This window comes from Halalkaliarchaeum sp. AArc-GB (assembly GCF_031432225.1).
Lineage (GTDB): Archaea > Halobacteriota > Halobacteria > Halobacteriales > Haloferacaceae > Halalkaliarchaeum.
Genome location: NZ_JAVKGM010000011.1, coordinates 32,516 through 58,359, shown reverse-complemented (window position 1 = coordinate 58,359; position 25,844 = coordinate 32,516). Strand labels below are relative to the sequence as shown.

The following is a 25,844-nucleotide window of genomic DNA, read 5'->3' as shown; positions in this document are numbered from 1 at the left end:
GCTCCGGAAGGTTCGGACTCGAGTCCGGTCCGAACCCGTTTTGTTTCGCCCGCCCGTCGCGGACATATGAGCGTTCGCGAGGAGTTCGACGCCTGGGCGGCGGCCGGCAAGGACCGCGGGATGGAACAGCGACACTGGCACACGGCCAAACACGTTCTCGCTCGGATGCCCGTCGAGGCGGGGGAAACGGTACTGGATCTCGGATGCGGCAGCGGCTACTCGCTGCGAGCGCTGCGTGAGACCGCCGGCGTCGGCCGGGCGTACGGACTGGATGGCTCGCCCGAAATGACTCGAAACGCCCGGTCGTACACCGACGACTCGTCGGTGGGGTATCTCGTCGGCGACTTCGGTGATCTCCCGTTTCCCGACGGGAGCGTCGATCACGTCTTCTCGATGGAGGCATTTTATTATGCGGCGGATCCGGACGAAACCCTTCGGGAGGTCGAACGGGTGCTCCGGTCGGGTGGGACGTTCTACTGTGCGGTCAACTACTACGAGGAAAACGAGGCCTCCCACGAGTGGCAGGAGAACATCACCGTCGACATGACCCGGTGGAGCCGGGAGGAGTACCGGCAGGCGTTCCGGGAGGCGGGGCTGTACGTCGTCGAGCAGGACACGATCCCTGACCGGGAAATCGAGATCCCGCCGGCCGAGGAGTTCCCGACTGACGACTGGGAAACCCGCGAGGAGATGGTCGACCGCTACCGGACCTGGGGGACGCTTCTGACGGTGGGCGTCGCACCGTGACTCGCCAGCTTTAACTCGAACTGTAGCCACCGACTCAAAAGACAGATGGCCGACTTCGACGGACTGTGTGTGAGTGATTGTAGCCAGTGTCCCGCGCTTTTGGAGTCGCGCAGCCGGATCGTCAACGGGGTGGGTCCCGCCGACGCCGCGCTCCTGTTCGTCGGGGAGGGACCCGGAAAGAAGGAAGACGAGCGAGGAGAGCCGTTCGTGGGGCGGTCGGGCGACGTGCTCGATGAGGCACTGTCGGCGGCGGCGGTACCACGTCGCGACGTCCGGATCACCAACTGCGTCCGGTGTCGCCCCCCCGACAACCGGGATCCGACCGCCGAGGAACTGGGTAACTGTCGCGAGTTCCTGGAGGGCGAGATCGAGACCGTGGATCCGGAGCTGATCGTCACGCTCGGAAAGGTGCCCAGCGAACACCTCCTGGATCGACCGGTGGCGATCACGTCCGAGGCCGGCGACGTGGTCGACGCCCGAATCGGCGATCGGTCGCGCCGGGTATTGCTGTCGGTGCATCCGGCGGCGACGCTGTACGACCGTGGCCAGCGGGACGGATTCTTCGCGGCGATCGAACGGGCGGCCTCGATCGCCGGCGTGGGATCGTCCGACGGCGAGGGACAGTCCCAGCTCGACCGGTACGGATAGCCGTTCGACCCCCTGTTGGTGCCAGTCGTTTGCGTGGCCCAGTCACGCGGTTTTTTTAAGCTCGCGTGGCACACTCCCGGCCGATGGATACCGTCGACTGGTTCGTCCTCGTCGGGCTCATGGCGGTGACGGTGATCGTCGTCGGCGATTACCTCCCGCCGAGCATCGCCGTCGGCATCGTCACTGCGATCGTCACCCTGGCCGGCTATCTGCGCTATCAACGGGGGCGACGCGCCGAGGCCGTCGCCTGGTTCGCGTATCTGGTTCCGATCTTCCTGTTCCCGCTCACGTACGCCGAGGTCGACAACGCCGAAACCGCGGTGATCGGGACGACGCTCGTGGTGACGATCGGGCTCGCCGCCGCGAAGTTCGGCTACGTTTCGGACGAACGAGGAAACACAGACACTGCTGAAAACGCGGAGTAAAAAACGGGGAGGTTGTCCCCGCTCGTTATTCGACGTCGATCCGGTGACCGTCGCCCTCGCTATCGAGGTCAAGCGGCAGGGTCACCGTCAACACGCCGTTGCGGTAGTGGGCGCTCGCCTCGGCTTCGCGGACCGATCGGGGGAGGTCGATGCGGCGGGAGACGGATTCGTGCCGGCGTTCGTGGTGGAGATACGTCTGGCGGCTGCCGCGCTCGCGGGTCATCAGTTCCCCGTCTGCGCCGCGTTCGTCGCCCGAGCGGTGCTCGGACTCGCGTTCGCGCTCGGCGTGGATCCGCAGGGACCCCTCGTCGATCGTCACCTCGATCTCCTCGCGCTCGAAGCCCGGGAGGTCGGCCATCACGACGATTTCGTCGTCGTATTCGGCGACGTCGACGTCCATTCGGTTGTCGTCCATCCGGCTCCACGTCTCTCCCCACGGGCTCCACCCACGGGCGGCGGGGCGCTCGCTCATCCGTTCGAACAGTCGGTCGATGTCCTCAAAGGGCGTGTATCTCATCAGTATTCACCAGGTCGTATATCGGCGCCTCAGGGCTTAAAGACAGCAGAATACTGGATAGCCCGTCGCACGGGTGGTGGTGTGGACAGCCGGGATGTAGTATCAGTAAGGTGGACTTCTTTCAGCTCACGTCGATCGTGTGTCCCCCGTCGTCGCTTTTCAGCTTCGGGAGGGTGATCGTCAACACGCCGTTCGCATACGTCGCCCGGGCGTCTGCCTTGTCGACCTCGACCGGGAGACGGATTCGCCGGGAGACGGCCGTCCGGCTGCGTTCGCGCCGGTGGAATCGCGGCCCGTCGTCCGCTTCCGCTTCCTGTGTTGACTCGACCTCCCGGTCGGCTTCGATCGTGAGCGTCCCCTCCTGTATCGTCACCTCGATGTCGTCCTTCTCGAAGCCGGGGAGATCGGCAGTGACGACCAGTTCGTCGTCGTGTTCGGCGATGTCGACCTTGACGCCCCGGCCGGGAAGGCTCGGATCGAACTGTCCGCCGAACTGGTCGAGTTCCCTGTTCAGCCGTTCGAACAGTTCGTCGATCTCGCTGAACGGATCTCTGTCTGTCATGCTGTTGTTTGTTCGGCGAGAGATCTCTTGAATGTTTACCGGCGGGAGAAAACCCGCCGGGTTTTCGACCGATAGTATCAGTACAACACGTGCATCGTGTCGTAGCTGCCGAGCACGCGGACCCAGCCGTTTTCGGCGATCCGTTCGATCTCCTCGATCGCCTCCCTGGTCCGCTCTTCGTAGAGTCCGGCCTCGGCGTCGAAGTGGAACAGGTAGTCGCCGAGCCGCCGACCGCTGGGGCGCGATTCCGCCCGCGAGAGGTTGATGTCCCGCTCGGCGAACGCCTCCAGCAGCTCCAACAGGAGCCCGGGGTAGTTCGCGTTCGGGTAAACGACAAGGGTCGTCTTGCCGCCGGCCTCCGAGCGCTCTGTGACGGGCGCGACAACCAGAAAGCGGGTCGCGTTCGAGGAGCGGTCCTGGATGTCCTCCGCGAGCACCTGCAGTTCGACGCCGTTGTTCGCGTTGTCGGGGTGACCGATCGCGGCCACCGTCGGGTCCTCCCGGGCGCGTTCGACCCCCCGGGCGGTCGAGGCGACCGCCTCCTGGCCGACGTCGGGATACTCGGATTCGAGGAACGATCGACACTGCGCGAGCGCCTGCGAGTGGCTGGCGACGACGTCGAACTCCTCGCCTTGCGCCAGCAGCGCGTGTCGGATCGGGGTGACGATCTCCCTTGTGACGGCAACCTCGCGGTCTGCGAGCGCGTCGAGGCTTTCCGTGACCGACCCTTCGATGCTGTTCTCGATCGGAACGACCCCCCGCTCGAACTCCCCGTCGGCGACCGCCTCGACGATGGCGGTGACCGACTCGCGGAACGCGACCTCCTCGGCGACTGCGCGGGCCGCCCGGTGGGAGTAGGTTCCGGCGGGCCCGAGTGTGACAGCTCTCATCGCTTGTCGGATACACCATCGCGCGGGATAAACGCGTGGGTAACGCGGTGGCTACTTTTGGCGGAGGTGGGGAAACGATCCACCATGGACAGACGACAGTTCATCTGTGTGCTCGGCAGTGCGACGACAGCGGGGCTCGCTGGCTGTACTGCACCGTGGATTGGTCCCGACGACCCCTCAGCGCCGGGGGAGCTGGCGAACCCCGGCTTCGAAGACGGGCTGCTGGCGTGGGTGATCGGCCGCGACCTGCCGGTTGACCCCACCACCGGCCAGTACGTGGCCTCCCGGGCGGGATCGACGACGGACGTCGCCTCGGAGGGAGAGCGTTCCTGCGAACTGTTCGTCGACGGCCGACAGGACAGCGGGACGATCTGGGCCCAGCAGGCGGTCGATCTTACAGGGGTGACCAGCCTTTCCTTCGACGTGTACAGCCCCGAGGAATCGACAGCGACGATCTCCAGGGTCGCGGCGTATGTGGGGCCGCGACCGAACCGTGGCTACCTCCGGGCCGAGCACTTCGATAGTACCCGCCCTGTCGAGGACCACGAGGGCTGGGAGACCGTCGAGTATCCGGTCGACGCGGAGGGTGTCGGTCTCGTGGCAGTCGGGATCTCCGTGGCCCGGCAGGCGGAGATCACCCGCTACGTCGACCACGTTCGGCTGTCGTGACGGTCTCGGAACGGTCGGGAGCACTGCGTGCCGGTCCAGGCTGCTCCGTTCCGCTCGCCAGACTGTTCGGAATTCTGACGTAGCGCTGAAGTGTGTGAACTACGTACATTTATCTGTGATGCCCGACCCGAACCAGCTGCTCCTGCTGGCCGTCGCGGTTGGGCTGCTCCACGTGGTGGTGTTCGCGCTGGTGATACGCTGGTCGGATGCCGCGGACAGCCCCCCCACGGGTGACGGCGGTCTCTCGTCGCTCGCGGGCCGCGAGGGCGAGGCCGGGGCCGAACGATCGGATCGCGACTCGCGGTCGGTGACTGGCGAGCAGGTCGGGCCGTCACTCGACACCGACGAAGCCACCGTCCGCTGTCCCGCTTGCGGTGCAGAAAACGAGGCGGCCTACCAGTACTGTCGGCTGTGCGTCTCCCAGCTTCACGGGGGGGCCGGGGGCGTCGCTGACGGCAGTTCCCCCACGAGCGATCGGATGGGTCGGTGAGCGTTCGATACTGTTCTGCCGGAACTGTGTGCCCTCGTCAGTCCGCTTCGATCGCACAGCCGTCCGAGTAGTCGACCCCGTCGATGTCGTCGATCGGGTCGTCGCCACACACCGGACAGCCTGGGTTCGGCGCGTACGAGACCGTCTCGAAGCTCATCTCCATGGCGTCGTAAAACAGCAGCCGGCCGACGAGCGGCTCGCCTTCCCCGACGAGCAGCTTCATCGCCTCGGTCGCCTGGATGCAGCCGACCGTCCCCGGCAGGGCGCCGAGCACGCCCGTGGTCGCGCAGTCGGGGACGGTCCCCGGATCGGGCGCCTCCGGGAACAGACACCGGTAGCAGGGGCCATCGGGAACGAGCGTCGTCACCTGCCCCTCGAACTTGTAGATGGCGCCGTGGGCGACCGGGAGTCCCTCGAGTCGGGCGACGTCGTTGACGATGTACCGCGTTCGGAAGTTGTCCGAGGCGTCGAGGACGACGTCGTAGCCGGACAGCAGGTCGGCGGCGTTATCGGTTTCGAGCCGGGTTTCGTACGTGTCGACGGTGACGTCGGGGTTGAGATTCTCGACGTATCGGCGGGCCGACTCGGTTTTCGGATCGCCGACGGCGTCGTCGGTGTGGATGATCTGCCGCTGGAGGTTCGAGCGTTCGACGACGTCGTCGTCGACGATTCCGATCGTTCCCACCCCTGCGGCCGCGAGATACTGGATCGCCGGCGAGCCGAGACCACCCGCACCGACGACGAGCACACTGCCCTCGAGCAGCGCCTCCTGACCCTCGGGGCCGATCTCGTCCATGATGATGTGCCGGGAGTAGCGGTCGAGCTGGGTCGAATCGAGGGAGAGACTCATACCGTAGACTTCGCCGTCGACGTTGATAAGTGGATTCGTCCTACACTCCGGGGTCGATCGGGACGAATTCGCGGAAAACCGAGGCTGAATGATGAGGACGTTGTACCGATGGCGAGGGCCGCAGGCCCGAGCCACCGCCCGTTTTGGTCTGCTCACGGACGGAAGCTCCGTGGCATCCAGCAACTCCGTCGGATTTGCGTGACAGCGTTTCGACGAGAGGTGCAGAGCGAACGAAGTGAGCGATGCACCCGACGAAGAAATCGGTGGGTCGAAAATGGTGGGATTTAAAGCCCGCACTTGTTTCAGCTTTTACTATGAAGGTACTCGTTACCGACCCGATAGCCGATGCCGGCATCGAGCGACTCCGCGAGGCTGGCCACGAGGTGGAGACGGCCTACGACGTCGAGGGCGAGGCGCTCCTGTCGGCCGTGTCGGACGCGAACGCCCTGATCGTCCGGTCGGGAACCGAGGTCACCGACGAGGTGTTCGAGGCGGCCACCGAGCTCGTCATCGTCGGCCGGGCGGGGATCGGCGTCGACAACATCGACATCGAGGCCGCCACTGAACACGGGGTAATCGTCGCCAACGCCCCGGAGGGGAACGTCCGCGCAGCGGCCGAACACACCGTCGCGATGGCGTTCGCCACAGCGCGGTCGATCCCGCAGGCGCACATCCGGTTGCGGGACGGCGAGTGGGCCAAAAGCGAGTTCGTCGGCACCGAACTCAACGGCAAGACGCTGGGGATCGTCGGCCTCGGACGGGTCGGCCAGGAGGTCGCAAAGCGACTCGACTCCCTGGGAATGGAGCTTGTGGTGTACGACCCGTACATCTCCCAGGAACGGGCCGCCCAGTTCAACGCGGAACTGGTCGAAGAGCTCGAGGAGTGTCTCGAGCGTGCCGACGTCGTCACCGTCCACACGCCGCTGCTGCCCGAGACCCGGGGGATGATCGGCGCCGAGGAGCTCGAACTGCTCGAGGGGGACCACCTGGTCAACTGCGCCCGGGGCGGGATCGTCGACGAGGCGGCGCTCGCGGCCGCCGTCGAGGACGGCACCCTCGCGGGCGCGGCGATCGACGTCTTCGAGACCGAGCCGGTGCCCGCCGACTCGCCGCTACTGGACGTCGAGGACGTCGTCGTCACCCCACATCTGGGGGCGTCCACCGAGGCCGCCCAGGAGAACGTCGCCGTCGACACCGCAAAACAGGTGCTCGCGGCGTTCCGCGGGGAGCCGGTGGCGAACGCGCTCAACGCCCCCTCGATCGACGAAGCGGCGTTCGACCGCGTCCGACCGTACCTCGACATCGCCGAGACCGCCGGCAAGATCGCGACCCAGCTGCTCGAGGGGCGGATCACCGACGTCGAGATCGTCTACGAGGGCGAGATCGCAGACGAGGACGTCGAGGTGGTGACCGCCTCCGCCCTGAAGGGCGTCTTCGAGCCGCTGGAGTGGCAGGTGAACGCGGTCAGTGCGCCCCGGCTCGCCGACGAGCGCGGGATCGACGTCACCGAGTCGAAACGCCGGCAGGCCGAAGACTTCCAGAGCCTGGTGACGGTCACCGTCGGCAACGGTAACACGTCGATCTCGGTGTGTGGAACCCTCTTTGCGGGCGACGACCCGAGAATCGTTCGCATCGACGGCTTCCGCGTCGACGCGATCCCGTACGGCCACATGCTGGTCGTGCGCAACCGGGACGAACCGGGCGTACTCGGGTTGATCGGCACCGCGTTGGGCGATGCAGGTGTCAACATCGCCGGGATGTTCAACGCCCGCCAGACCGAACGCGGCGAGGCGATCACCGTCTACAACCTCGATCACCCGATCCCCGAATCGGTCCACCAGGAACTGCTCGCCGACGACCGGATCACAGAAGTCAACGAGATCGTCCTCGACGATACTGAGAGCCGGCGCGACGCCGACTGATCGGCCGAACGGCTGTTCCAGCGAGGTCCTCCGGTTTACCACCCGTCGTCGAGGTCCGCCTCGAACGCGTCCAGGATCTCCTCGGTCGTCTCCGAGACGATCGTTTCCATCGCGTCGGGATCGGCGTTCGTCGGATCGCCCAGGCCGCCCTCTTCTGTCACCTCGTCGAAGTAGCTGTACGACCGCGTCTCGGGGAACTCTCTGGTCGTCTGTGGCTCTTTGCGATCCTCGCGAACCAGATCCGGCCGGAACAGCCCGATCACGCTGGTCTCGTGGTCCCCGGCGTGGCCCCAGTCGTCGCCGAACACCTCCTCCAGTTTCTCGCGGGCGAAGTCGGTCCAGTGGACGAAGTGAACCGCGAGGTCGTACTCCCGTCCGAGCCGGTCGGCCGCGAGCTTCAGCGGCTCCCGGTTGCCGCCGTGGCAGTTCAAAAGCAGCAGCCGGGCGACCCCGTGGTCGGCGATCGACGCGCCGATCTCGACGATTACCTCGCGATACGTCTCCGGAGACAGCGTCACGGTGCCCGGGAACCGCATGTGGTGTTGTGAGTAGCCGTACGGGAGCGTCGGCAGCCGGTACAGCTGCAGGTCCCGCCGGTCGGCCGCCTCGACGAGCTCCGCCGAGAGGTGATCCGCCCGCAGGCTGTCGACCGAAAGCGGGAGGTGTCGCGAGTGCTGTTCGGTGCTACCCGTGGGCAGGACGACAGCATCTGCCGCGAGGAACGCCTCGCCGGCTTCCTCCCAGGTCATCCCGCCGAGATCGAACGCCGTTTCCGCCGGTCCCCGCGATGCGGTTTTGGTTTCGTCGGTCACAGTTCCGTCCGGGGTCGCCGGGAACAAATACCGTGGGGTCAACGCCGACCGAGAGTTTCATACTCGGCCCAGCCGAACTCACCTCGACCGTGTACCAGCTGGGCCACTACGGAATCGCGCTGCTGTGTTACGCGCCCGTCGCGCGGCTGCTCGTCGAAGCCGGGGAGCCGCAGGCGGCGCTTTGTGGCGGACTGCTCGTCGCCGGCGCCGCAGTGGTGCCTGACTGCGACGAACACCTTCCGATCCCCCACCGTGGGCCCACCCACACCGTCTGGTTCGCCGCCGCGGTCGGGCTGGTTGTCGCCGGGACCGTGGCCGCGCTGTCAGCGATAACCGGGCTCCGTTTCCACTGGACACTCGTCGGCGGCCTGCTCGCGGCGGGCGCGGTCTTCACGCACGTCGCGGCCGACGCCGCCACACCGATGGGGATCCGGCCGTTTGCGCCGCTTTCCGACCGGCACGTGACGCTGGATCTGGTTGCGTCGAACCACCGGACGACAAACGCCGGACTCTTCCTGCTGGGCGGTGCGACGGTCGCGATCGCGACCGTGATATAAAAGCCGTCGTCAGCTCTGCAGCGAGGGATCGAACCCGTACAGCACCCCGGCGCCGTCGGTGAGCCCGAGGTCGGGCAGCGTCGCCCGTTCGGGATGGGGCATCAACACTGCAACGGTCTCTCGTTCCCCGAGTACGCCCGCGACGTTTTCGGTCGAACCGTTCGGGTTCGCTTCGTCGGTGACGGCCCCGTCGGCGTCACAGTATCGAAACAGGATCCGGTCGGTCTCCTCGAGTTCGTCGTATCGCTTTTCGCTTATCTCGAACCGACCCTCGGCGTGGGCGATCGGCAGCCGGAGCACCTCCCCCTTCTCGTAGGCGGCCGTCCAGGGGGTGTCGGCGCGCTCGACCCGGCAGTAGACGTGTTCACACTGGAACCGGGCGCTCTCGTTGGTCGTGAATGCTCCGGGTGTCAGGCTCGACTCGCAGCCGATCTGGGCGCCGTTGCAGACGCCAAGCACCGGCACGCCCTCGGCTGCGGCCGCACGCACCTCCTGCATCACCGGCGCCCGGGCGGCCATCGCGCCCGCCCTGAGGTAGTCGCCGTAGGAGAACCCCCCTGGAAGCAGGATCCCCTCGACGTCGTCCGGGAGGCCATCCTCGTGCCAGACGCGCTCGGCGCCGATCCCGAGATGCTCCAGCGCACGGACGCCGTCCCGGTCGCAGTTGGACCCGCCGAACTGGACGACTGCGACGGTCATCGTTCGGAGACCGCGACCTCGTAGTCGTGGATCGTCGGGTTCGCGAGCAGCCGCTCTGCCATCTCCGCGGCCCGGTCGCCGGCGTCCTCGGCGTCGGCCGCCTCCAGGTCGATCTCGAACCGGTCGGCCGACCGGAGGTCTTCCAGTTCGAACCCGAGTCGCTCCAGCGCGCGCTGTGTCGTCTCCGCTTCCGGATCCAGCACGCCGGGTTTCAGCCGGACGGTCACCGTCGCGGTGTAGGGGGTCATCGTGTGAGGGTGCGCCCTCGTGTGCAAAAACCGTTTTGGATACGATTCGATATACACAAACGTGGATTTCTCCGCTGTCGGGGAGCGATGCGCCTTTCATCGGTCGGCGACTATCGCCGGACGTGAGTCGAGAGGGGACTGACGGAACGGACGGCTTCGAGCGTTCGGGGGGCGCGGACGAACGTGCAGAACAGGAGCGACCCGACCGACCGCCGGCCTCGGCGATGCTGTCGGCGCTTTCGGTGCCCAAACACGCGAAACGTGGCGGGCTCGCGGGACTGTCGCTCGCGATCGCGGCGTATCTCGTTCGGGTGCTCGAGCTGTTGGGCCCGCCGGCTGGCGGACGCGAGTATCCGATCCTCGGCCCGGAGGGGTGGTTTCTGGTGCTGGCGTTCGTGCTGGCGGTGACGTCGGCGATGTTGATCACGATCTTGCTTGTGGCCCTGGAGGCGGCGCGGATGGCGAGAAACGTTTAGCTCCCCGGGCCAAACGGCGACGTATGCTCACGTCGACGCTGTCGGTCGCGCCGGTCGAAGAGGGGTTCGAACTCACCCTGACGGTTACGAACGACGGCGACGACCCCGTGGAGCTGTCGTTCCGGTCGGGCCAGCGGTTCGACTTCGTCGTCGAGCGGATCGACGACACGGACAGGGACAGGGCGGATGGCGAGGACGGCGAGGAAGGTGGCGAGGTGGTGTGGCGGTACAGCGACGGGCGGCTGTTCACCCAGGCACTCGGACGCGAGACCCTCGCGCCGGGCGAGTCGCGGTCCCACGGGGCGATCTGGGAGAACCCGCCCGCCGGCACGTACGAGGTTCGTGGCGTGGTGACCGCCGAGAACGTCGACACCGAGGCGTCGATGACGGTGTCGGTTCCGTCCGTCTGAGGGTGGATCGTTCTTACTCCGCGAGCGGGTTCTCGGGGTCCGAGTCCCCCTCGCGAAGCCGGTCTGCGGTCGCGCGTCGTCGGCGTGCCTCGTCGACCGCGCCCCACGCCTCGCACCGATCGGCGAACCGCTCGAGGGCATCGGCGGTGTCGGGGGTCGCGTCGATCTCCCGGTAGCCTTCGATCGCCCGCTCGAACAGCCCCCGGGCGCGGTCGCGCTCGCCGCGCTCGGCCGCGACCTCGGCCAGTTCGAGGAGCGTCGCCGCCTCGCCGTGGCGCTCTTCGACGTCGCGGTATCCCGACAGAGCGGACTCGAGCCGGTCGTCCGCCCGATCGAGCTCCCCTCTCTCCCGATCGATCGTACCGAGCAGCCGCAGACACGCCGCCTCGCTGCGCGCGTCGCCGACCGCTCGGGAAAGCTCCAGGGCGCGTTCGGCGCGCTCGGTCGCCCCGCCGAGGTCGCCCCGCTGGCGCGCGATCCGCCCGAGCCCCATCAGCGCGTCGAGATGTCCTCGATCGTCCTCCACCTCTTCGTGTCTCCGTGCGGCCATCCTGTAGTGCTCCTCGGCCCGGTCGAGGTTTCCGTTCGCCCGCTCGATCTCCCCGAGCAGGGATCGGGCGCTCGCCTCGTGGTGGTCGTTTCCGATCGCCACGAACCCGTCGACCGCCCGTTCGGCGTGCTCTCGTGCTGCCGCCGTGTCGCCACGGACGTTCGACACCACGGCGAGATGGTACTGGGCGGTCGCGAGCCCGTGTTCGTAGCCGATCTCCCGGGCGATCGCTGCGGCCCGCCGTGCCCGCTTTTCGGCGGCCTCGAGGTCGCCGGTGACCCAGCCGACGGTCGCCAGCTTTCCGAGGACGTCCACGAGATCACGACGCTGTCCGAGCGCCGAGTATCGTCGCCGGCTCTCGCGGTAGTGTCTGGCGGCGGTCTCGAAGTCGCCCCGATCCTGAGCCACCGATCCGATGTCGGCAAGCGCCGTGGCGAGCTTCCGTTCGGCGCCCAGCTCCAGATAGATACCGAGACTCCGGGCGTATCGATCCGCTGCGTCGTCGAGTTCGGAGCGACGCTGGGAAACGGATCCCAGATGTCTGAGGCTGTCTGCGACCCCGAGGCTGTCGTCCAGTTCGCGGTAGCCCGACAGCGCCTCCCGGTACAGCCGTTCGGCCTCGTCGTAGGCTCCCCGTTCGACGGCGACGTTTCCGAGCCCGACCCGACAGCGCGCCCGGAGTCGGGTCCGGTCCTCGGTGACGATCGGGGCGACTTCGAGGCGTTCGAGTGCGGATTCGAAGGCCCGTTCGGCCTCCTCGAGCCGGCCGCCCGCGAGGTGGCCCCGGCCGCAGCGTTCGGCGAGCTCGACGGTCAGGCCGGCCGACCGCCCCCGCGGGACGGCGAACGTCGGACCGTCACAGCCGCATAGAAGCGGGGCCAGCGCGGGGTGGTCCGCCGAGAACTCGACCAGTCGACGCGCGATCGACTCCGCCCACCCGCCGGGATCGTCCTCGATCCGATCGAGCGGGTCCTTCTCGCTTGTAGTCGACGACAGCCGCTCCTCGTCCCGTCTATTTCGGATCCGATCTCGGGTCCGCTCGTCGACTGCGAGCGCGAGCACCGTACTCACACACCGATCGACCCGGTCGATCGCGGCGCGTCCGTCCGTCTCGAGCAGCCGCCGCAGAAACGCACTCGACCACCCCGCGTGAACTGTCCGGTACTCCTCCCGGTCGGACGTGTCGAACAGCACTCGCCCCGACAACGTCTCGATCGCCCGTTCGACCCGGTGGATCCGTTCTTCGAGGCGGTCTTTAGACGACTGTCCGGTCTTTCCGCCCACGTCTGCCGCCGGGGCGACGATCCCGTCGCCCGCCTCGAACGCCAGCGCGTAGGCGTACTCGAGGGCCACCGGAAGCTCCGCGGCGTTGAGGAGGTTGACGAGCACGGCGGTATCTATCGCCAGCTCGTCCCCCCGGAGCGACGCACACAGCTCTTCGACGTCGGCGTCCAGCTCGGAGGCAGCTCCCGAGTCGACGGTCGTTCCCGGAGGAGTGGCTCCGTTGGATCCGTTTCGTCCGGCCGGATCAACCTGCATCACGAGCCGGGTGAGGAACAACAGCAACTCCCCCGGTTCCGTCGCCTGGGTCCTGTCGGCGTCGGTCTGCCCGTCGGCGTCGGTCTGCCCGTCGGCGTCGGTCTGCCCGTCGGCGTCGGTCTGCCCGTCTTCGTTTGCCGATCCGCCGACGTCGAGGTCGATCGAGACGCCCGTCGCCTCTTCCAGCCGCGATCGGAACCGATCGCGCTCGATCGCGTCCAGTGCCGGCATCCGAACGGTTCCGATCCGCTCTCTGATCGCCAGATCGTGCGGGTCGACGTCGAACGTCCCGTCGACGGCCCACCGATCGTTTCCCGACTCGAGGAGGAACGCGACGCCGGCGTCGTCCTCCAGCGCTTCGACCGCACGGAATACCGCCCTCGCATCGGCGCGGAGCGCTCCCTCGATTACGACGAGGGTGGGGCGGGTTCGCTCCCGGAGCAGCCGCACGAGCGCCCGCCACGACTCGAACGGTTCGGTGCCGCCCTCCGGTCGATACAGTACGGATCCCACCGTCCGGTACCACCGGTAGGCGACGTCGCGACAGACGGTGCTTTTCCCGGAACCCGGCGGGCCGATCAGCGCGCGGGTTCCTCCTCCTTCGAGCGCGGAGAGGAGATCCGCCACCAGCGACCGCCGCCTGCCGTCCTTGACGTGTTCCCGTTCGAGGGCGTGGCCGGCAGCGATCTCGGGGAAGCCGACGCCGGCCCGCCACGCGGTCGACAGCGGAAGCGGATCACGCTCCGTGAAGTACGACGGCGTCAGCTTCAGGAATCCCTCCCGGAAGAGCGCGTCCGTGGGGTCGGGATCGCTCGGCACGGGGACGCCGCCCCACTCGACGGCCTCGGCAAGCGGCGTGGCGGTCCGCCTGAGCGCCCGATATCGACGCTCGGCCCACCCGACTGCGGGATCGGTGTCGTTCGAAACGACCCCCTCGACGGTGCGGTTCTGGCGGTGGCCGACGACCGAGACGGTCGTCGCGTCCCCCTCGGAGAGCAACAGCAGCGCGTAGGGTGGCGTCTCGGCGGCGAACGCTTCCGTCCGATCGGATCGGACGAGCCACCGCGCCAGCGCCGGCGTTCGCTCCGGCAGCCGCGAGAGTACGTGCCGGTCGATGACGGCCTCGACGGTCCCGCTGGAGAGCTCCCGACAGCTGGAAAGCAGCCTCGCCGCGGTCTCGGCGGGCGCGACCAGCCGGATCCGATCCGCGGATTCGATCCGCGCCCGCAGTTCAGTCGGCAACTCGTTTCCGTCGCCGCCGGGGTCGACGTCCCGTCGGTTCCCTGCAGTGACGATCGCACCCGTGAACAGGTCGGCGTCCACGTCGGCGTCCGACGGCAGCGAAGCGAGCACCTCGGTGCCCGCGAGTACGTCGGCGAACTCCTCCTGAAACCGGACGTACCGGTCCAGCACTGTCCGTCCCGCGTAGCTCAACTGCCACCCCTGGTCGACGCGCTCGATCCATCCCCAGTCCTCGAGCCGACGGATCGCCCGGTCGACCGTCGCCCGCGAGCAGTCGAGCCCCTCGACGAGTTCCCGCTTTTCCGCCGGCGACCGGAGTCGGTCGAGCATCGTACGGCGCCGATCGATCGTCCGCAGCGCCTCCTGGATCCGGTCGTCCATCGGCCTCCGATTCACGGCCTCCCCACTAAACAGTACGCATCAGAATGATGAAATTAGCTCGTCCGAGTCCTTATAAAAAATTGGCAGCTACTGTGTTTTCCTTCGCCTCACCCGACCAGCGGCATGTTGTACGCCGTCTCCGCGTCCATCACCAGCTCCCAGGTCGACTCGCAGTCACAGGAGACCTGCTCGAACACTGACGGATCCTGTCTGAGGCCGAAATCCTTGATCGCGGTCTGGACCCGGTCGTCGCAGTCGCCGCAGTTGTGCGGTCCCCGGTCGGAGCCGTGACCCACCGGGTCCGAGACGACGATCGCGTCGACGTCGGCGGTCTCCGCGAGGACGTGGGCGACCGACCACAGCCACGGGGGTCGGTAGCCGTCCGAGAAGTACAGCTCCTCGACCATCGTGTATCGCTGGACGTTACACGGATTCATGGAGACTGTGTGGCAGGCGTCGATCGTCGCACAGCGCTCGATCGAGTCGATCATGTCCTCGACAGCTTCCGGCTCCGCGAGGAACGGCGGCTTCATCAGGAGGTACGCCTTCACGCCGGCGCCGGCGGCGTTCGCCTCCCTGCAGGCGTCCTCGAAGTCGACGAAGTCGAAGTACTTGTTGACGCAGTCGTGTCGAACCCGGTCGGTCGCGGTCTCGAGGCCGACCGCGACGTCGGTTTCGAGCCCGCGGTCGGTGAAGTCTGCGAGCTTCTCCCGCTCGACGAAATCCGGAAGCGACTCGACGACGATTCGATCGCGGTCGGCGAACGTCTCGGCGACGGTTTCCCGGGTCTCGGCGGGCACCTCCCGCTCGTCGAGGAAGGAGCCGGAGGTGTAGATCTTGATCAGGCCGGCCGGCTCGTCGGCGTGTTCGCGCTCGTACTCGAGACAGACCTCGAGCTGATCGACGAGCGCCTCGTGGCTCACGGAGCCCCCCTCGACGGACTCGGCGACGTAGCCGCACATGGTGCAGCCGCCCGCCCGCGCCCACCGGCAGCCGCCGGTGTTGAGGATGATCGTCAGCGACTGGTAGACGCCGTCGGGAGTGTTGTCCTCGTCGAGCCACACCCGCGTCGGCTCGTGGGGGTCGTAGGTCTCCTCCCGGCGGGCGCGGATCTCGCGCATCACCCGGTTGTGGGCGTCCATCCCGCGCCCCTCCTCGTAGCTTTCGAGGCTCGTTTTGCTCATTACTGGAGGGTGGGTTCGACGCCGTAAAGCCGTGTCGTCGTCGGCCGATCGCTGATCCGTTTCGGTGTCGGATCGCTGAACCGGCGTCTCCGCCCCGTTCCGGCACGTTTCCGGCTGCATCACCGTCCCGTCAGGTAAGCAGTTTTGATAGCTGGATCCCCCCGCCTCGGTGCTCTCGTAACCGGTTCCGGTTATACTCGCGAAGCAATAGCTAACAGGCTGCCGACCGTACGTAATAGACGTACGTTACAATGACAGAGTATGGCGGATTCAGGGACAACGTGGTAGCGGTCGACCTCACCGAGGGCGACGTGAACTACCGGGGCATCGACGACGAGGACGCCGAGAAGTACATCGGCGCACGCGGGCTCGGAGTGCGGTACATGTTCGAGAAGGATCCGGAGCTCGAGCCGCTGAGCCCGGAGAACCGACTGTGCTTCATGACCGGGCCGCTGACGGGCTCGCAGGCGGTGATGAGCGGCCGGATCGCGGTCGTGACCAAATCCCCGCTGACGGGGACGGTCACCGACTCGCATCACGGCGGCTGGTCGGGCGCCCGGCTGAAGTGGGCCGGCGTCGACGGCCTGCTGTTCGACGGGCGCAGCGACGATCCCGTCTACGCCGTCGTCGAGGACGGCGAACTCGAACTGCGCGACGCCAGCCACCTGTGGGGCAAGGGCGTCCACGAGACGATCGAAACCCTCGGCGAAGAGGTCGACGGTGAGATCGGCAAGAACCTCAGCGTGATGGCGATCGGACCGGGCGGCGAGAACGGCGTCCGGTACGCCTGCATCATGAACGAGGACGACCGCGCCTCCGGCCGTGGCGGCACTGGCGCGGTCATGGGCGACAAGAAGCTGAAAGCCGTCGTCGTCAAGTCCGGCACCAAGATGCCCAAGCCGGCCGACGCGGAGACGTTCCAGGAGGGCGCCCAGCAGGCGATGCAGGTGGTGCGAGAATCCGACGTCACCGCCCCGAACGAGGGCGGCCTCTCGGTGTACGGGACGAACGTCCTGATGAACATCACCGAGGAGATGGACGGCCTGCCCACCAAGAACGGCCGGTACACCTCCACCAAGAGCGCCCGGGAGGACTTCGACACCGGCGCCGACGCCGAGAAGGTCTCCGGCGAGCACGTCCGGGAGAACATCCTGGTCGACGAGCCGACGTGTCACTCCTGTCCGGTCGCCTGCAAGAAGGAGGTCGAGGTGCAGACGATGCACAAAGGCGAGGACATGAACGTCCGGATGGAGTCGTTCGAGTACGAGCCCGCCTGGTCGCTGGGGCCGAACTCGCTGAACGACGACGCCGCGAAGACGGCGGTCATCATGGACCGCTGTAACGACATGGGCATCGACTCCATCGAGACCGGAAACACCCTCTCGATGGCGATGGAAGCCACCGAGAAGGGCCTCATCGAGGAGGGGATCGAGTGGGGCGACGCCGACACGATGATCGAGATGATCGAGCGGATCGCCCACCGCGAGGACGACCTCGCAGACGCGCTGGCGGAGGGGACCGCCCGCGCGGCCGAGCAGTTCGGCGACTCCCGGATCGCGATGACCGTGAAAGGGCAGGGAATTCCCGCCTACGACCCGCGCTGCATGAAGGGAATGGGCATCGGCTACGCCACCTCGAACCGCGGCGCCGACCACCTCCGGGGGTACACGCCGGCGGCGGAGATCCTCGGCGTCCCGGAGAAGGTCGACCCCTACGAGTGGGAGGGGAAAGGCGAACTCACCGCCACCTTCCAGGACCTGCACGCGATCTCCGACAGCTTCGACATCTGCAAGTTCAACGCCTTCGCCGAGGGGATCGAAGAGTACGTGCTCCAGTACAACGGCATGACCGGCCGCGACCTCACCGAGGACGAGCTGTTCGAGGCCGGCGAGCGCATCTACAACCTCGAGCGCTACTACAACAACCTCAACGGCTTCGACGGCGCCGACGACTCGCTGCCGGGCCGGTTCGTGAAGGGTCACGAGGACGCCATCCCGGGCCAGGGCGGCTCGGAGGGCGAACTGTGTGAGCTCGAGGAGATGAAAGCAGAGTACTACGACCACCGCGAGTGGGTCGACGGGGTCGTCCCCGACGAGAAGCTCGATGACCTGGGGATCGACGTCGGACCCGGAACCGGCGTTTCGATGGGCGACGAGGGCACCGCGCCCGCCGACGACTGATCGGGATCGTCCGATCGGGATCGTCCGATTCCCCCCGGACGAGGGGCGATCGTAGCCATCCCGGCTCACCTTTTTTATAAGCGCCGTCGAACGCGTAGCCATGGCTTACGACCGGATCGTCGTGGCGACCGAGGGAAGTCCCTGCGCGAGCAGGGGCGTCGAGCGGGCGATCGAACTCGCGGCGGAGTCCGGGGCGACCGTCCACGCCCTGTATGTCGTCGATCAGGGAATCGGCCGGCCGGGCGACTGGGACATCGTCGTCGAACGGCAGGAGGCGGAGGGCGAGGCGGCGCTCGACGCCGTCGGCGAGATGGGGGAGCAAGCCGGAATCGAGGTGGAGAAACGCCTCCGACGCGGGCATCCGGCAGCGCAGATCGTCGCGTTGGCCGAGGGAATCGACGCCGACCTGATCGTCGTGGGAACCTGCGGCCGGAGCGGCTTCGACCGGTTCCGACACGCCGGTAGCACGACCGAACGGGTGCTCCGGCAGTCGCCGATACCGGTACTTGCGGTGCCGCCGGGAGAATCAGGAGATTGAGTTGACGGGGGGCTATTGGAGTTCCGCGTTCGCGGCGTCGAGCCCCGCCTCGACGTCGACATCGATCCCGACGTCCGTCATCGCCTCGCCCACTGTCTGTACGCCGCGGAGGATCTGGTCGGGCGACAGCGATCCCATGTTCGACACCCGGAAGATCTGCCCGCCCAGGTGCGCCTGCCCGCCGGAGATCGAGACGTTGCGCTCTTTGACGGCGGCGAAGAACGCGTCGGGGTCGGCCTCCCGGAGCGACTCGGGCAGCGCGACCGCGGTGACGGTGTTCGACAGTTCGGTGGGCCCTTCCGGATCGGCGAACAGCTCCAGCCCCATCGCGGTGAAGCCCTCGCGGAACGCCGCCGCCTGCCGGCGGTGACGTTCGATGCGGGCGGGCATCCCCTCGTCGGTGATCTCCTCGACGGCGACTGCCAGCGCCCGGAACAGCGGCACCGCCGAGGTGAAGGGGGTCTGATGCTGGTCGGCTTTTCGGAGGTGCCAGTCGAGGTCCTCGTAGAAGGGAGCCGACTCGCCGTCGATGGCCTCCTCGGCACGTTCGGTGACGTACATCGCACTGACCCCTGGCGGCGCACCGAGCGCCTTCTGGGCGTCGGTGACGGCGACGTCGACGTTCCAGTCGTCGACCCTGAAGACGTCGCCGCCGATGCTGGTGACCCCGTCGACGACGAAGCAGGCGTCGTGTTTCTCGGCGATTTCGCCCACCTCCTCGACGGGGTTCAAAAGGCCGGTGGAGGTCTCGTTGTGGACCATCGTCACCAGGTCGGTGTCGCCGGTGACCGCCTCCCGGACGGCCGAAAGCGGAATCGACTCCCCCCACGTCGCCTCCACGCGGGTGACCGAGTCGGTGTAGCGGTCGGCGATCCGGGCGAACCGCCGGCCGAACTTCCCGTTGACCAGCGCGACTACCTCGTCGCCCTCGTCGATCACGTTCGCGACGGCCGCCTCCATCCCCATCGTGGCGGTGCCGTTGAGGATCAGGCTCGTGCCGGCCTCGCTGGTCGAGGTCCCCTCGGGTGTCGATCGGGTGAACACCGCATCGAGACCCTCCTGGGCGCGCTCGTAGGTGGCCTCGAAGTCGGCCGACCGGTGGGAGACCATCGGTTCGGTCATCGACGCGAGCACGTCCTCGGTCACCGGTACCGGGCCGGGGTTGAGCAGCAGGAACTCCTCGTCGACGTTGTCTGGTTCGGCCATAGTTCTAGCTTCGGCGCACCCGGAGTTATAAGTTGATGAATCGGTTGCACCCGCCGTTTCGGGAATCGAGCGGGGAGTCGTGAGGATCAGACTGCGCCGCCGAGATCCAGCGCCGCGCCCTTCCGGTAGCCCTCGACTCGGCCGTCGGGCCGGTACCGGAAGACGATCGCGGGCTTGTGTCGCACATCCGGCTTCTCGGCGAGCACCGACGCCCAGGCGTCGTCGGGGAACGACGTGCAGTCGACGAACAGGGTGACGCCGCCGGCGTGGGCCTCCAACTGACCGCTGGTTTTCGTTTCGGCGGTGTCCCGCACCGCGGCGACGGGGGTGGAGGCGGCCCGTCGGCTCGGGGGAAGGGGTCGGGTGACTTCCACGAGCGTCGGCTCCGTCCCGGACTTCTCGGCGCGGTAATCGAGCGAGTGCCCCGTCGTCACCGGGATTTCGGGGGTGATCTCGTAGCCGGCGTCGATCAGGAGCTTGGCGGCGTCGAACTCGCCCATCGCCGCCCGCATGCGGGTGAGATCGAGCTGCTTGGAGGTGCCGAGCTTGCCAGCCATCGTCTCCCGGTACGGATCGAGCGCGCCGGTCGACAGCACGGATTCGTAAAACGAGAGGCCATCCTCGCGGGTCGCGTCCGGGAATCCGGCGGCGTGGTCCCGGAAGAATTCCCGGGTCGTCTCCCGACCGTCCTTCGAGAGGAACACCGGCAAGAAGAACCACGAGATGTGGGCATACGGTTCGAGCCACGGCGACTCCCGGTGTAGCTGGGCCAGCAGTTCCTTCTCGGCCCACCGGCTGATCGGATACGGAATCTCCTCGAAGCCGTACTTCTCGGTCTTCCAGAGGCGCTGGGGGGTCTCGGTGTTGCCGATCCAGTAGCCCGCGGGGCCGCCGTCGGTTCCCTCTGGGCCGTCGTCGCTCCCCCAGCAGAACAGCGCGACGTCGCCGTTGTCCATCTCGAACCGTCGCGCCTGGTAGCCCGACGGGGGCTTGAACCACGGCCGGCCGCTGTCTGCACCCAGGTTCGAGTCCAGGGGCCGATAGAGATCCGACTCGACGCGGCCGGGGCTCCAGGAACCGGGGGCGTATCTGAATCGTAACGGACTCGCCACAACGACAGTAGCCGACCAGTCGGTTTACACTTTCTCATACTCTCGGATCGTCGAAGAGCTGTATTTATAATGAAAATTAGTTATGTATACTGCATGGTTTATCTCCTCGCGTGCCCTTCCTCTCTTCGCGATGAAACAGTCGTTATTCGAACTGACAAGACGAGAAACGTTGCTGGGAACTGCGGCAGCTGTTGCCGGTCTAGCCTCGGTCGGGTCGGTCACTGCGAGCGCCGACACGCTAACAGCGGAACTCAATGCAGTTCGCGCCGCGACGCGAAAGTACAGGGACGTACAGCTAGCCCGTGACGATGGCTACGCTGGATTGATCTCCCCGTATGTCCCGGGTATGGGATTCCACTTCGTCAACCCTGCTCTCATTGCGGCGGACGAAGATGTGGACGCCGATATCACGGTGCCGCCCATGCTCGTTTACTACACCACAGGGAACTACCGTCCGGAACCGGGTGACATTCACGACCCCGACCACGACGATGATCTCCGTCTCGGTGCAGTAGAGTTCGCACACATGGGGACTCTCAACGCCCCAGCGAACTACTTTTCCGACGAGGAGTCGAGGCGTTCGCTCGCTGTCTCCGAGGAGGAGGGATGGCATCCCATTCCGGACTCCCCGTTTACAGCGCTGCACGTCTGGGTCCACCGGGGGAACCCGGCAGGTGTGTTCCACCCGACGAACCCCACGCTGAACTAGCGATCGGCTACTCGGTGAAATTGCCCACAGGCGCCACGGGGGCGCCGTATTTTCGAACCGCTTTTTGCAGCCGCTTTTTGCTCTTTTCGCGTTGCTCTCGATCGTTTTCGCGTCAGAAAGGGGTATCTACAGGTAAGACAGGCCGAGTGCCTCGGGGTCGTACGGAAATCGGAGATTTCCGTGATGACGAGAATCTTCGATTCTCGAACCACTTGACCCCGAGGCGGTTCATTGTTCCCACTACCGGTCCGCTACTCAGAACGGAACCGGATCCGGGAGGGGAAGCATCGGAACGAGGAACATGCCGGCGAGGGTCAGCAGGCCGATGGTGACCGGGACGAGGATCTGTGAAAACCGGGTGGTACCCAGAACCGTCCCGAAGTCGCCGAGCATACTTCCCAGCGAGGGGGTGTCACTCACGCGCAGGATGGCGAGTTCGAGCCCCAGCAGTATCACCGTCGCGCTGGCGGAGACCATACAGAACGGGCAGATCTCGCCGATCGGAACCAGCTGGAGCCACACGAAGTACGACGACGCCAGCACGCCGGTGACGGTGATCGGCGTGAGGATCTTGATGATCAGCGGGTGCCGGGTGTCGAACCACCACAGCGCCAGCCCGATCGTCGTCAGGTAGTAGAACCCACCCAGCGTCGCAAGCGGGATCCCGAAGACGTACGCCCACTGACTCGTGATCACTTCGATGCTTCCCTGCACCGGTGCGTCAGCCGGAATTGCAGGGAGTGCGAACATGTGAATCGCCGTCAGGATCACAGTCACCAGCCAGCCAACTAGCGCAACCGCAGTGAAAACCCCAAATAGGGTCGTCACCCGCGGTGAATACTCCCACTCGTAATCGAACACGTTCTTGGTCGATGTGCCCATTGCCATACAAGCCTATTTGTGCATGGTGTACTAAAGTATTGTGCTTTGATTGCAATACCTAGGCCGGGAGAGAGTTATAAAAGCCCGTATATCGGCGGATAGGATCTCGGAGATGAGGCGGTATTGTAATTAAAATACAACACAGATGCCACGGATTCGGCGATTCTCGCTGCCGAGCTCCGTCACTGGGCCGTCAGTTCGATCGCGACCGGCGTCTCGTTGGCGACGTTGTCGGTGACCGGACAGCGGTCCTCGACTTCCGCCAGCCACTCCTGGAGGGTCGCCTCGTCGGCGTCGGTCGTCGCGTCGATCCCGACGCGAAGTCCCTGGTAGCCCGCCCGGACGCCTTCGGCGTCGTCGAGCAGCTTCGACGGGTCGAGTTCGCCTTCGATCTCGAACTCGAGATCGTCGATCTCGATGCCGTACTCGTCGGCGACGAGGTGGCAGACGACGTTCAGACAGCCGGCGAGCGATCCCGCCAGATACTCGACGGGGTTCGGGCCGGCGTTTTCTCCCCCGAGGTCTTCGGGTTCGTCGATCACGAACTCGAATCCGCGGGCTTGGACGGTCGTTTTCGTGGCTGTCTCTGCGGTCGCTGTCACGCCGAAGGTCGGTACGGAGTCGCGTTCGGATTGCTCCTGTTTCTGGCTCACACTCTTCGTTCGGGACGGACCACGTAAAGAGGCGTTCGCCCCGGCAACACGCGTCCGTTGTCGACGGCGTCGGCAAGACTCGCCGCCCGGCAGGCGAGACACGACGGGCTGCGACAGGAACGACCGGCAGATCGGATTTCGCACGCTTTTTGGTCTCGGAGACGCTAACACGGCTACTTCATGATCTCCGAGGGGTGCAAACAGTGCGCTAAAGGCGGCAAGCTGGTGCTTTTCGTGTACGGCTACTGCGACCAGCGCGACTGCTTTTACTGCCCGCTCGGGGAGAACCGCAAGAACGTCACTGACGTCTACGCGAACGAACGGCTCGTCGAGTCAGACGAGGACGTCATCGAGGAGGCGAAACGCATGGACGCGTTGGGCTCGTCGATCACCGGCGGCGAGCCACAGGAGGCGATGGAACGGACCTGTCGCTACATCCGGCTGTTGAAAGACGAGTTCGGCGAGGATCACCACATCCACCTCTACACCGGAATCACGGGCGGGCGGGAGAACATGCGGCGGCTCGCGGAGGCCGGTCTCGACGAGATCCGGTTTCATCCCCCGCTGGAACTGTGGGGCGATCTCCACGGCACGGAGTGGGAAGACATCCTCTATGTCGCCCGCGAGGAGGGTCTCACGCCGGCCTTCGAGATTCCCGGGATCCGTGCGGAACCGGAGTTCCTGGAGTTTCTCGACGAGGGCGCCGCGGAGTTTTGCAACGTCAACGAGTTCGAGATGAGCCAGGGCAACTACCGCCGGATGCAACAGGAGGGATTCGAACTCCAGGAGGGCCATATGTCCGCCGTCGACGGGTCGAAAACCGCGATCCTCGAGGAGATGGCCGCCCACGAGCGCGTCTACTTCTGTACCAGCGTGTTCAAGGACGCCGCCCAGCACCGCAACAGGCTCAAACGGATGGCCAGGAACGTTCGTCGGGAGTTCGACGAGATCACCGACGACGGCACCATCGTCTACGGGAAGACCAAGGCGGAACCAGAACGGTTCGAGGAACTGGGCGTTCCCGAGGAGTTTTACACCGCAAAGCGGAGCCACGTCGAGGTCGCCTGGTGGCTTCTCGAGGAGATGATCGAGGAGGGCGACCTCGCGGACGGCGAGATCGTCGAACAGTATCCGACCGTCGACGGTACTGTGGTCGAGCGGACGCCGCTGGCGTGAGCTGTCGGCAGGCGGTTATTTCTCGACAGGGATATTTAAACTGCCTTAATATAAACCGCGGGGAAAACCATTATAGCTGCTCATCCCGTTCGACTTACTGGTATATGACATCCAATATCAACGGACACGTCGACCGACGGGACGTACTCAAAGGACTCGGAGCGGCAGGAATCGTCGGCCTGGCGGGCTGTCTGGGCGACGACGAGGCGGAAGTCATCCGCTGGCACGCCGGCGGCACGGGCGGGACGTACTTTCCGTTGTCCGGCGAGTTTGAGGGAATCGTCGAGGACAACACCGATTACGACATGGAAGTCTCCGCCACGGGGGCGTCCGTCGAAAACGTCGGGAGTCTCGGCTCCGGCGACGCCGACTTCGCGCTGATCCAAAACGACATCGCCTTCTTCGCGGCAAACGGCACCGGTCTCGAGGCGTTCGAGGGCGACCCGATCGAGAACCTCCAGGGCGTGGCGACGCTGTACCCCGAGACGATCCACATCATCACTCGACCCGACGCCGGGATCGACTCGATCGCCGACATGGAGGGCGCGGCGGTCAACACCGGCGACCTCGGCAGCGGGACGCAGGTCAACGCCCTGCAGATCCTCGAGTCGGTCGCCGGGCTGACGCCGGACGACTTCGACGAGCAGAACACCGACTTCACGCAGGCGGCAGACCAGATCCGCGACGGCGACGTCGACGCCGCGTTCGTCGTGGGTGGCTGGCCAGTCGGTGCTGTCGAGGAACTGGCGACCACTGCAGACATCGAGATTTTGAACATGTCCGACGACGAGCGGCAGGCCGCACGTGACGCCGCCGAGTGGTTCGCCGACGACACCATCCCCGGCGGCACCTACGAGGGGATCGGCGAGGACGTCGACACCGTCTCCGTCCAGGCGATGATCGCGACCCGCGAGGAGTACTCCGCGGACATCGTTGAGGACGTGACGGCGGCGATCTTCGACAACCTCGATCGGCTGACGATCAAGACCGACTTCATCAGCGTCGAGACGGCCCAGGACGGGATGCCGATCGACCTCCACGAGGGCGCAGCACGCTACTTCGACTAGCGTGTCCCGTCGGCTGTGGCCGTACGCCGTCCTCGTCGGGCTCGCAGCGGTCCTGTCCGTCGGGCTCTTCGTGGCTCCGTTCGGTGGTGTCGGGAGCGTCCTTTCGGCCGACCAGACGCTGATCGTCACCGACGAGACCGGCGAGGAACTGACCGCAGTCGACGTCGCCGACGGCGCCGAAGTCGTTATCGAATACGAGCACAGCGTCGAACGGACGCTCGTTCGGGACGTTTACGTCGTCTCGGACGGGAAGCTGGTAATGGACAGAATGGAGTTCAGTTCGTTCGGTGCCGGTCTCCCCTCGCACGCCGAAGTCACACAGCAGGACGGGAGATACGTGTACGACATCGACGGACAGGAATACGGGACGCTCCGGATCTCGACTGGTCTCATCGCCGATCACGATCTCGTCGTCGACGGAACGCGGTACGATCTCTCGGGGATGGCCGACGGCGGAACGGTCGAAATCCGAATTAGATAGGCGAGGATGGGGCGTGACAAGC

28 protein-coding genes are annotated in these 25,844 nt (G+C 66.2%); 15 read left to right on the top strand and 13 right to left on the bottom strand.

What is annotated here, in order from left to right:
* Positions 1-66: 66 nt before the first annotated feature.
* The 3 genes from RH858_RS11240 (at position 67) to RH858_RS11230 (ending at position 1,820) form a co-directional block, all read left to right on the top strand.
* Positions 67-747: a class I SAM-dependent methyltransferase gene (locus RH858_RS11240; RefSeq protein WP_259534219.1), complete on the top strand. Its 681-nt coding sequence runs from the start codon at positions 67-69 to the stop codon at positions 745-747.
* Positions 748-792: 45 nt separating this feature from the next.
* Positions 793-1,395: a uracil-DNA glycosylase gene (locus tag RH858_RS11235; protein ID WP_259534218.1), complete on the top strand. Its 603-nt coding sequence runs from the start codon at positions 793-795 to the stop codon at positions 1,393-1,395.
* Positions 1,396-1,478: 83 nt separating this feature from the next.
* Entirely contained in the window at positions 1,479-1,820 is a 342-nt protein-coding gene (locus RH858_RS11230; protein WP_259534217.1) for a hypothetical protein, read from the top strand.
* A gap of 25 nt (positions 1,821-1,845) precedes the next feature.
* Here RH858_RS11230 and RH858_RS11225 read toward each other — a convergent pair whose 3' ends face one another.
* The 3 genes from RH858_RS11225 to pheA form a co-directional block, all read right to left on the bottom strand.
* Entirely contained in the window at positions 1,846-2,337 is a 492-nt protein-coding gene (locus RH858_RS11225; protein WP_259534216.1) for an Hsp20/alpha crystallin family protein, read from the bottom strand.
* A gap of 121 nt (positions 2,338-2,458) precedes the next feature.
* Positions 2,459-2,899: an archaeal heat shock protein Hsp14 gene (hsp14, locus tag RH858_RS11220; protein WP_259534215.1), complete on the bottom strand. Its 441-nt coding sequence runs from the start codon at positions 2,897-2,899 to the stop codon at positions 2,459-2,461.
* A gap of 77 nt (positions 2,900-2,976) precedes the next feature.
* A complete protein-coding gene (gene pheA, locus RH858_RS11215; protein ID WP_310561897.1) occupies positions 2,977-3,789 on the bottom strand; it encodes a prephenate dehydratase in 813 nt (270 codons plus the stop codon).
* An 84-nt stretch (positions 3,790-3,873) separates the two neighbouring features.
* Between pheA and RH858_RS11210 the strand changes: the two genes are divergently transcribed.
* On the top strand, positions 3,874-4,458 hold the full coding sequence (locus RH858_RS11210; protein ID WP_259534213.1) for a hypothetical protein: 585 nt from the start codon (positions 3,874-3,876) through the stop codon (positions 4,456-4,458).
* A 118-nt stretch (positions 4,459-4,576) separates the two neighbouring features.
* A complete protein-coding gene (locus RH858_RS11205; RefSeq protein WP_259534212.1) occupies positions 4,577-4,948 on the top strand; it encodes a hypothetical protein in 372 nt (123 codons plus the stop codon).
* 37 nt (positions 4,949-4,985) lie between these two features.
* Here the strand turns inward: RH858_RS11205 and moeB are convergent, their stop codons facing one another.
* Complete coding sequence (gene moeB, locus RH858_RS11200; RefSeq protein ID WP_259534211.1) at positions 4,986-5,798, bottom strand: molybdopterin-synthase adenylyltransferase MoeB; 813 nt, start codon at positions 5,796-5,798, stop codon at positions 4,986-4,988.
* A gap of 314 nt (positions 5,799-6,112) precedes the next feature.
* On the opposite strand from moeB, the gene serA reads away from it, so the two are divergent.
* Positions 6,113-7,720 (top strand): phosphoglycerate dehydrogenase, encoded by a 1,608-nt coding sequence (serA, locus tag RH858_RS11195; protein WP_259534210.1) that lies wholly within the window; start codon positions 6,113-6,115, stop codon positions 7,718-7,720.
* Between the two features lie 35 nt (positions 7,721-7,755).
* On the opposite strand, the gene RH858_RS11190 is transcribed toward serA, so the two are convergent.
* Positions 7,756-8,469 carry a creatininase family protein gene (locus RH858_RS11190; protein ID WP_310561931.1) on the bottom strand — a complete coding sequence of 238 codons (714 nt, stop codon included), beginning with the start codon at positions 8,467-8,469 and terminating at the stop codon, positions 7,756-7,758.
* 95 nt (positions 8,470-8,564) lie between these two features.
* On the opposite strand from RH858_RS11190, the gene RH858_RS11185 reads away from it, so the two are divergent.
* On the top strand, positions 8,565-9,089 hold the full coding sequence (locus tag RH858_RS11185; RefSeq protein ID WP_310561896.1) for a metal-dependent hydrolase: 525 nt from the start codon (positions 8,565-8,567) through the stop codon (positions 9,087-9,089).
* A 9-nt stretch (positions 9,090-9,098) separates the two neighbouring features.
* On the opposite strand, the gene purQ is transcribed toward RH858_RS11185, so the two are convergent.
* Positions 9,099-9,788: a phosphoribosylformylglycinamidine synthase I gene (gene purQ, locus RH858_RS11180; protein WP_310561895.1), complete on the bottom strand. Its 690-nt coding sequence runs from the start codon at positions 9,786-9,788 to the stop codon at positions 9,099-9,101.
* Positions 9,785-10,036: a phosphoribosylformylglycinamidine synthase subunit PurS gene (purS, locus tag RH858_RS11175; protein WP_259534207.1), complete on the bottom strand. Its 252-nt coding sequence runs from the start codon at positions 10,034-10,036 to the stop codon at positions 9,785-9,787. Before purS ends, purQ begins: the two co-directional genes overlap by 4 nt.
* 224 nt (positions 10,037-10,260) lie before the next feature.
* Here purS and RH858_RS11170 point away from each other — a divergent pair, with 224 nt between their 5' ends.
* Positions 10,261-10,512: a hypothetical protein gene (locus tag RH858_RS11170; RefSeq protein WP_259536463.1), complete on the top strand. Its 252-nt coding sequence runs from the start codon at positions 10,261-10,263 to the stop codon at positions 10,510-10,512.
* A 23-nt stretch (positions 10,513-10,535) separates the two neighbouring features.
* Positions 10,536-10,922: a BsuPI-related putative proteinase inhibitor gene (locus RH858_RS11165; RefSeq protein ID WP_259534206.1), complete on the top strand. Its 387-nt coding sequence runs from the start codon at positions 10,536-10,538 to the stop codon at positions 10,920-10,922.
* 13 nt (positions 10,923-10,935) lie between these two features.
* Here the strand turns inward: RH858_RS11165 and RH858_RS11160 are convergent, their stop codons facing one another.
* A complete protein-coding gene (locus RH858_RS11160; RefSeq protein WP_310561894.1) occupies positions 10,936-14,634 on the bottom strand; it encodes a tetratricopeptide repeat protein in 3,699 nt (1,232 codons plus the stop codon).
* Between the two features lie 107 nt (positions 14,635-14,741).
* Positions 14,742-15,818, bottom strand: coding sequence for an archaeosine biosynthesis radical SAM protein RaSEA (locus RH858_RS11155; RefSeq protein ID WP_259534204.1), 1,077 nt, complete (start codon positions 15,816-15,818; stop codon positions 14,742-14,744).
* A gap of 251 nt (positions 15,819-16,069) precedes the next feature.
* Here RH858_RS11155 and RH858_RS11150 point away from each other — a divergent pair, with 251 nt between their 5' ends.
* The gene (locus RH858_RS11150; RefSeq protein WP_259534203.1) at positions 16,070-17,998 is read left to right on the top strand and encodes an aldehyde ferredoxin oxidoreductase family protein; all 1,929 of its coding nucleotides are present in this window, start codon (positions 16,070-16,072) and stop codon (positions 17,996-17,998) included.
* Positions 17,999-18,098: 100 nt separating this feature from the next.
* Positions 18,099-18,536, top strand: a complete 438-nt coding sequence (locus tag RH858_RS11145; protein ID WP_259534202.1) for a universal stress protein — start codon at positions 18,099-18,101, stop codon at positions 18,534-18,536.
* A gap of 12 nt (positions 18,537-18,548) precedes the next feature.
* On the opposite strand, the gene RH858_RS11140 is transcribed toward RH858_RS11145, so the two are convergent.
* Positions 18,549-19,742, bottom strand: coding sequence for an alanine--glyoxylate aminotransferase family protein (locus RH858_RS11140; protein ID WP_310561893.1), 1,194 nt, complete (start codon positions 19,740-19,742; stop codon positions 18,549-18,551).
* An 86-nt stretch (positions 19,743-19,828) separates the two neighbouring features.
* A complete protein-coding gene (locus RH858_RS11135) occupies positions 19,829-20,854 on the bottom strand; it encodes a DUF5784 family protein (RefSeq protein WP_310561892.1) in 1,026 nt (341 codons plus the stop codon).
* Positions 20,855-20,984: 130 nt separating this feature from the next.
* On the opposite strand from RH858_RS11135, the gene RH858_RS11130 reads away from it, so the two are divergent.
* Positions 20,985-21,563: a hypothetical protein gene (locus tag RH858_RS11130; protein ID WP_259534199.1), complete on the top strand. Its 579-nt coding sequence runs from the start codon at positions 20,985-20,987 to the stop codon at positions 21,561-21,563.
* A 255-nt stretch (positions 21,564-21,818) separates the two neighbouring features.
* On the opposite strand, the gene RH858_RS11125 is transcribed toward RH858_RS11130, so the two are convergent.
* Together RH858_RS11125 and RH858_RS11120 are read right to left on the bottom strand one after the other, a co-directional pair.
* The gene (locus RH858_RS11125) at positions 21,819-22,451 is read right to left on the bottom strand and encodes a vitamin K epoxide reductase family protein (protein ID WP_259534198.1); all 633 of its coding nucleotides are present in this window, start codon (positions 22,449-22,451) and stop codon (positions 21,819-21,821) included.
* Positions 22,452-22,627: 176 nt separating this feature from the next.
* Positions 22,628-23,098 carry an OsmC family protein gene (locus tag RH858_RS11120; protein WP_259534197.1) on the bottom strand — a complete coding sequence of 157 codons (471 nt, stop codon included), beginning with the start codon at positions 23,096-23,098 and terminating at the stop codon, positions 22,628-22,630.
* 180 nt (positions 23,099-23,278) lie between these two features.
* Here RH858_RS11120 and RH858_RS11115 point away from each other — a divergent pair, with 180 nt between their 5' ends.
* The 3 genes from RH858_RS11115 (at position 23,279) to RH858_RS11105 (ending at position 25,822) form a co-directional block, all read left to right on the top strand.
* Positions 23,279-24,274 (top strand): radical SAM protein, encoded by a 996-nt coding sequence (locus RH858_RS11115; RefSeq protein WP_259534196.1) that lies wholly within the window; start codon positions 23,279-23,281, stop codon positions 24,272-24,274.
* Between the two features lie 104 nt (positions 24,275-24,378).
* Positions 24,379-25,341, top strand: coding sequence for a TAXI family TRAP transporter solute-binding subunit (locus tag RH858_RS11110; protein ID WP_259534195.1), 963 nt, complete (start codon positions 24,379-24,381; stop codon positions 25,339-25,341).
* A gap of 1 nt (position 25,342) precedes the next feature.
* Positions 25,343-25,822, top strand: coding sequence for a DUF1850 domain-containing protein (locus tag RH858_RS11105; RefSeq protein ID WP_259534194.1), 480 nt, complete (start codon positions 25,343-25,345; stop codon positions 25,820-25,822).
* Positions 25,823-25,844: the final 22 nt, after the last annotated feature.